The following is a 6,532-nucleotide window of genomic DNA, read 5'->3' as shown; positions in this document are numbered from 1 at the left end:
GACGGGCTCGGGCTCGGTCTCCCGCGCCTCGGCCGCGGGCTCGCCCGGCCGGGCGCCCTCGTCGGACGGTTCGGGCGCCTGCGGAGCCTCCTCGGCTTCCGCTGCCGCTTCGGCTTCGGGCGCCGGGACAGGGGTGGGCAGCGGCAGGGCGTAACCGCCGTCGTTCTGCGGGGCGTTGCTCGCGTCGGCGGCCGGCTGCGCGGCGGGTGCGGCGTCCTCGGGGGCGGCCGTTGCGGCCGCGCGCTCGGCGATCTCCGCCATCTCGCGCTTGAGCGCGGCCGAGGAGAAGCGCATCGTCGCGCCGCTCTCGATGTCGCCGTTGTCGGACGCCGCACCGTCGGCGGGTGCGGCGGAGGCGACCGGCGCGACCGGAGCGGCGTCAGCGGCAGCACCCGGCTGTACCGGGCCGGGCTGTACGGGAGCCGGTGGCACGGGCGCGGCGTCGACCGGCGTCGCGGGCGGCACCGCGCCAGGCGGCACCGCACCGGGCGGCACCGCGCCGGGCGGCACCGCGCCGGGCTGAACGGCACCGGGCTGAACCGCACCCGGCTGCACGGGCCCCGGCTGGCCAGGAGCCACCGGCTGTCCAGGAGCCGTCGGCTGAACCGCGCCCGGCGCCAGAGGCATCCCCGGCATCGGCGGCGGCGGAACAGGCGTCGGCAGCGGCGGAACAGGCATCGCGGCCGGCGGAACCGGCGCCTGCGGAGCCACCTCGGGTTCGAAGCCGCTGCCCGCCGGGAGCCCCGGGACGGCAACGGGCGCACCGCTCGGCGGCGGTGGCGTCACACCACCCGCACCACCGCTTCCCCCCGCGTTCTGCGTGTACCAGGCCGGAGGGGTGTAGTCGATGGTGAACTCACCCGTCATCTCGGCGGGATCCGCGTCGGACTGATCATCGGCGGATGGATTCCAACCCCCGTGGATCTCGTCCCGATCGCCGTTCACTATTGCCTCCTGGTGTGGTCGCGCACCCTTGTGCTGTCGTGGGCGGGCCCTCCCACCCTAATCGCCAACCGTGTGTGGCGGGCAGGCCCGATCGCCCGTACACGGCTGTCCCGTAGGTCACGTATCGCCCCCAAGTGACCTGCGCGCACCGCAGAGTGAACTCCAGAGCGCCACCGGGCGCTCCAAATCCATACAAAAACGGACGGAATTGATGGCTCGCGCCGATCAGTCCATCCGGCGCGCGCTGCCCAACAATCCGGTCTCGGCCTCGGTCGCCTGGGTCATGACGAACTGGCGGTCACCCGGTGTACACCACAGCGTCACACCGTCCGCGAGCGTCGACAACGCCTCCGACTCCGCGCCCGGCAGTCCCATGATCCGGCCGATCTGCGCGGCCTCGTCCGGCGAGACCCGCTGGATCCCCACGAGGGAGGACTTCTCCAGCAGACGGGGTGCCACGGGGCTCAGGTACGGAAGCAGTGTCACCACCGACTGCCAGGGCCCCGAGACGACCCGGCCGCGCGGCGGACGCATGCCGCAGTCCCGGACCACGACCACCGGGCTGCCGGCCGACGCTCCCTGCGGCGGGACCCGGCCGACGTCGTGCAGCGTGATGCACGGCTGACCGCCGCCCGCGGCCTGTGCGAGCGACGTCCAGACCTGCGCCCGGCCGGTCTCCACGGCGACCCGCGCGCCCGTCGCGGCCGCCCGCAACGCCATCACCTGGGCGGTCCACAGGCCGCCGATGAGGGTCACGTCGTACGGAGTGGGCCGGTTGATGCCCAGGACGGCGGGCCGCCCCTCGGCGTCCACGCCGACGACCATGCCGTCGTCCCCGACAGGCACGCTCAGCGCGCCGAGCTGGTCCAGCGGGACGGAGTGCCGGTCGCGGCGCGGACCGATCAGCCCGAAACCGAACCGGGGCCGTGCGCTCCGCCCCGTATCACGACGGGACCTGCCTGCGGACCGCTCACGCGAACCGCCGCCACGGCGGCCGTCACCGGCGGGCCCACCCGGCCCACCCGGCCCGCCCTGAACGGGGACGGGAGCGGGGACGGGAGCGGGGACGGGAACGGGGGTGAAACCGGGCTGCGGCTGCCCCTGATGCTGCGCGCTCGGGCTCGGAGTCGGGCCGGGGCCGGCGCCAGGGTTGTGATTACCGGAGAAGGACATCAGCGCGCACCCCCCAGCGGCAGCGAGGCCAGCATGCCCGGCACCTGTTCACGGTCGAGCCGCACCAGACCCGTCTTCACCCCGCGTGCCGCACGCTCCAGTTCGTGCCGCGCGGCCACCAGCTCCTCGTCGCTGCGCCCGGTGATCCGTACGTGCCCGGCCACCGTCACCTCCTGGCGGTCGCCGCCGCTCAGGGTCAGGCTGAACGTCGTCGCGAGCGCGGGGAGCGAGGTCAGCAGCGCGATCAACTGCGGCATCGACGCGCCAGGTCCGCCCGCGCCGCCGAGGTGCGGCCAGCGCCCCACCCAGTACGTCGTGTGCCGGCGGTCGTCGACCCGCCAGGTCCGCGCGGTCTCCAGAGTCCGCCGAGCCTGCGCCTGCCCGCGTCCGGCCTGCGTGATCGCGGCCGGGCTCGCGCAGGTCGAGGTGGCGAGCGCGGCGGTCAGCTCCTGCTCCGTGAGCACGGTCGCCCGGAACCCGGCACCGGCCAGCCGGCTCGCCAGCTGGTCCGCCGACCGCACCACACACTTCTGCGCGCCCACCAGGCCGCCACCGCGCGCGGCGACCGCCTCCGGGCACAGCTCCGGGTCGAGCTTCAGGGCCACCCAGGTCACCCGTACCGCCGGAGAACCCGTCTGCGCCTGCAGCGGGCCGTAGTTGCGCGCGGCCATCGACTGCGCGGGGAGATGCGGGGCGGGCGCGGGCTGGGTGTGCTGCACGATCTGCGCGGATTCCAGACGGATCCCGTCCACCTCGAGCACGTCACTGAGGAGCCCGACCGGCAGCGGCCGCGCCGCGCGGTCCGGGCGCAGCGCCGTGGCCTCCGCGTCGACCCGCACGACGACCGTGAGGAACGTACCGTCGCCGACCATCCCGACCGGACGGCGGTCGCGGTCGCTGTACGTGGAGGTGCGCAGCGCCGGATCGCACTCCACGACCGGGGCGAGCCCCGGCTCCGTACCCTCCGGCACGAGGAAGGAGGCGGCGCGGCGCGTGCGCGCCCGCAGGGTCAGGAACGTCCCGAGCCACTCGGGCATCGAGCGGCGGTGCCTGCGCACCACCGCGAGCAGCACGAGCACGGCCGCGAGGAGCCCGGCCGGGACCAGCAGCATCGGCTCGACGACCCACGCCACGAGCAGCAGGGCGACCGCGCCCTCGATCAGGACGAGTTGTTGCAATCGGAATGATCCGAAGTGTCCGGGGCGCGCCTGAAGGCGCGGCGAGACGGCGGACGGTGCATGGGGGGCGGGGGAGGGTGCGGAACGGGACGAGGAGACGGGCGCCGCGGTCCGCGGTCGCGTCCGCGTCGCGGATGCCATCATCGAGAATCCCCCCAAATACGTCCCGATCGCCCTCGCTCGCCCGTGCTTTGGCGGCCGGATCACCCTACCCGCCCCCCGGGTGCCAGGAGACAGCAGGCATAGTAGGGGGCCGGTCCGACAGCCGGAGCCTGGGTGTGGAGAACCCGTGAAGGCGCCGGCGGAGACTGTGCCTGACGGAAATTGGGGACTCATGGCATCACGGCGGGATGAGCTCAACGCGTACACCTTTGCGAAGAAGCGCACGGTGGCCGCATTCCTCCAACCTTCTCCCTCCGGTACGGAGGAAGGGGCGCCGAGGCCGTTGCGCGCGGTCGTGCCCGGACTCATCGTCGGCGCGCTGGTGCTGGCCGGTTTCGGAGCGTGGGGCATGTTCAGCCCCAAGGCCCCCAAGGGCTGGGACAAGCCCGGCACGAAGGTGATCGTCGGCAAGCAGTCGACCACGCGGTACGTGGTGCTCACCACCGGCACGGGCAAGGACAGCAAGACCCTGCTCCACCCGGTCCTCAACCTCGCCTCCGCGCGCCTCCTCCTCACCCCCCAGTCCTTCTCGGTCATCCAGGTCGCCGACGAGGTCCTCGACGGCGGCACCCCGCCCCGCGGCCCGATCCTGGGCATCCCCTACGCCCCCGACCGGCTCCCCTCCCCGGGCGACGCCGGCACCGCCAAGCGGTGGGCCGTGTGCGAACAGCCGGGCGGTGGCAAGGGGAGCAGCGTCCAGAAGGCCACGTTCGTCTTCGCGCAGCGGGACTTCAGCCGCACCGAGGGCGCGGGGCAGCTGAAGGACGGCCAGGTCATGTACGTCAAGGGGCAGAAGGGCAGCGCCCGCTACCTCGTCGACCACCGGGGTACGAAGTACCTGATCCCCGGAGCGCCCGACGAGTCCGCCGGACTCACCACCGCCCTGGTCGGCCTCCAGAAGGAGCCGCAGCAGGTCACCGACGACTGGCTGGCCACCCTGCACACCGGCAGCCCCATCGCGTTCCCGCAGATCCCGGGCCGGGTGGGCGCGCCCGCCGGGGTCGGCGGAGGCCTCAGCCAGACCGAGGACCGGGTCGGCATGGTCCTGCTGGCGCAGACCGGCTCCGGGCCGCAGCACTACGTCGTCCTGCCGGGCAAGGTCCAGCCGGTCTCCGAGTTCACGGCCTGGCTGCTCATCAACTCCCCGCAGACCGACCCGCTCGACATGGACGGCCGGGTGACCACCGTCGACGCGGCCTCCTTCACCCCGGACGCCACGACCTTCGGCACCCAGTACCGCTGGCCGACCCGCAAGTCGCAGCAGATCAACGCCGAGACGGGATCCGGTGCCCGGGACACGATCTGCAGCGTCCTCAACAGCGTCGACGACAAGGGCGCCACGACCCTCACCACCTGGGCCGGTACGAAGTACCCGGCCGAGATCACGGCCGGCGGCACCAGCACGTACGTCACCCCGGGCAGCGGCCTGCTCTACACCCAGGTCCAGGGCAACCAGACCAAGCCCGACGGCTCGCTCTTCCTGGTCACGGACACCGGCCTGCGGTACGCGGTCCAGGCGAACGGCGACAGCGACGCCGCCCGCTCCGACATCGGCAGCGGCGACGGCACCAAGCAGCCGACGGACGGCCGCCCGGAACCGAGCGAGGCGCAGACCCGTCTCGGCTACGAGAAGGTCACCCCGGTCCTCGTGCCGATCGCCTGGTCGGAGTTCCTGTCGAAGGGCCCGAGGCTGGACACCAACAGCGCGCGTCAGCCGCAGGGTTCGTAGGGGGCGCCGGATGACGACGACGACCCGGAAACTCTCCTGGCTCACGGCGACGACGCTGACGGCGCTGCTGGCGGCGCCGCCGGCGTCGGCCGCGCAGCCTTCTTTCGCCCTCGACGGCAGCGGCGAGTGCACGTTCCCGATGAAGAAGCAGATCGAGGGCATCCCCTGGTCGCTCCAGCGGGTCCTGCTCGACGAGCTCTGGCAGGACACCAAGGGGAAGGGCGTACGGGTCGCGGTCATCGACACCGGCGTCGACGACGTCAACCCGCAGCTCACGTCGGCGGTGGACGCCAAGTCCGGCAAGGACTACCTGAAGCCGGACAAGGACAACCCGGGCGGCGCGGACGATTCCCAGCGGGGCAGGACGGACGGCACGGTCGACGAGGTCGGACACGGCACGAAGGTGGCGGGCATCATCGCCGCGCGCCCTCGGGCCGGCACGGGTTTCGTCGGCCTGGCGCCCGAGGCGACCATCATCCCGATCCGCCAGAACGACGAGAAGAACAGCGGCAAGTCGGACACCATGGCCCTGGCGATCGACCACGCGGTCGACAAGGGCGCCGACGTCATCAACATCTCCCAGGACACCACCCAGGCCCTGAGCGAGGACTCCGCGATGGGCAGGGCGGTGGCCCGAGCCCTGGCGGAGAACGTCGTGGTGGTCGCCTCGGCCGGGAACGACGGCATGGACGGCAAGCTCAAGAACACCTACCCGGCTGCGTTCCCGGGCGTCCTCGCGGTGGCGTCCTCGGACCGCAACAACGAACGGGCGGAGTTCTCCCAGTCCGGCACGTTCGTGGGCGTAGCGGCCCCGGGCGTCGACATGGTCTCCACGGTGCCCGGCGGCGGCCAGTGCGTCGACAACGGCACCAGCTTCTCGGCCCCGTACGTCTCGGGCGTCGCCGCGCTCCTGCGCGCCAAGCACCCGAAGTGGACCCCGGCCCAGATCGTGGCCCGTATCGAGCAGACGGCGGTACGGTCCGTCAACGGCCGCGACAACCACGTGGGCTGGGGCGTGGTCGACCCGGTGCGGGCCCTGTCCGACGCCCCCGACCCGGCCCCGACGGCCCCCGTCCCCGACCCGGCCCCACCCAGACCCCCGGCCCCGGAACCGGCCCACCTGGCGCTCACGGAGACCTCCCAGGAACGGGCGGAGCGCATCGGCACGTACGCCCTGGGCGTCGGCGCGGTCCTGGTCGCCGTCGTCGCGGGCACGGCGACGGTCATCAGAGACAGCCGGCGCCGGACCCGGACACCGGCCGAATGAGCCGCGTCGACGAACCAGCTTTGCAATTGGAACTGTCGTACCAAATGGCTAGAGTGGTGAACGAGTTCATGAGCCTGA

The 6,532-nt window shown here is 73.1% G+C and carries 5 protein-coding genes; 2 read left to right on the top strand and 3 right to left on the bottom strand.

Annotated elements, in window-relative coordinates; genetic code table 11:
- The 3 genes from AB0E14_RS33250 to eccE form a co-directional block, all read right to left on the bottom strand.
- On the bottom strand, positions 1–945 hold a 945-nt coding region (locus AB0E14_RS33250; protein WP_362426896.1), incomplete at its 3' end, for an SCO5717 family growth-regulating ATPase.
- Between the two features lie 225 nt (positions 946–1,170).
- Positions 1,171–1,851 carry a hypothetical protein gene (locus tag AB0E14_RS33245; protein ID WP_362426902.1) on the bottom strand — a complete coding sequence of 227 codons (681 nt, stop codon included), beginning with the start codon at positions 1,849–1,851 and terminating at the stop codon, positions 1,171–1,173.
- A 266-nt stretch (positions 1,852–2,117) separates the two neighbouring features.
- Complete coding sequence (gene eccE / locus AB0E14_RS33240) at positions 2,118–3,437, bottom strand: type VII secretion protein EccE (protein WP_362426899.1); 1,320 nt, start codon at positions 3,435–3,437, stop codon at positions 2,118–2,120.
- A 193-nt stretch (positions 3,438–3,630) separates the two neighbouring features.
- Here eccE and eccB point away from each other — a divergent pair, with 193 nt between their 5' ends.
- Together eccB and mycP are read left to right on the top strand one after the other, a co-directional pair.
- Positions 3,631–5,187 carry a type VII secretion protein EccB gene (gene eccB / locus AB0E14_RS33235; protein ID WP_362426893.1) on the top strand — a complete coding sequence of 519 codons (1,557 nt, stop codon included), beginning with the start codon at positions 3,631–3,633 and terminating at the stop codon, positions 5,185–5,187.
- Between the two features lie 10 nt (positions 5,188–5,197).
- Entirely contained in the window at positions 5,198–6,454 is a 1,257-nt protein-coding gene (mycP, locus tag AB0E14_RS33230; protein WP_362426890.1) for a type VII secretion-associated serine protease mycosin, read from the top strand.
- Positions 6,455–6,532 lie beyond the last annotated feature (78 nt).

Source organism: Streptomyces sp. NPDC047981 (assembly GCF_040653315.1).
Lineage (GTDB): Bacteria > Actinomycetota > Actinomycetes > Streptomycetales > Streptomycetaceae > Streptomyces.
Note: the sequence above shows the minus strand (reverse complement) of the source record. Positions and strands in the feature narration are given on the sequence as shown.

Coding starts and splice junctions, on each gene's coding strand:
- eccB (WP_362426893.1), top strand. CDS start 3,631: ATGGCATCACGGCGGGATGAGCTCAACGCGTACACCTTTGCGAAGAAG.
- mycP (WP_362426890.1), top strand. CDS start 5,198: ATGACGACGACGACCCGGAAACTCTCCTGGCTCACGGCGACGACGCTG.
- eccE (WP_362426899.1), bottom strand. CDS start 3,437: ATGGCATCCGCGACGCGGACGCGACCGCGGACCGCGGCGCCCGTCTCC.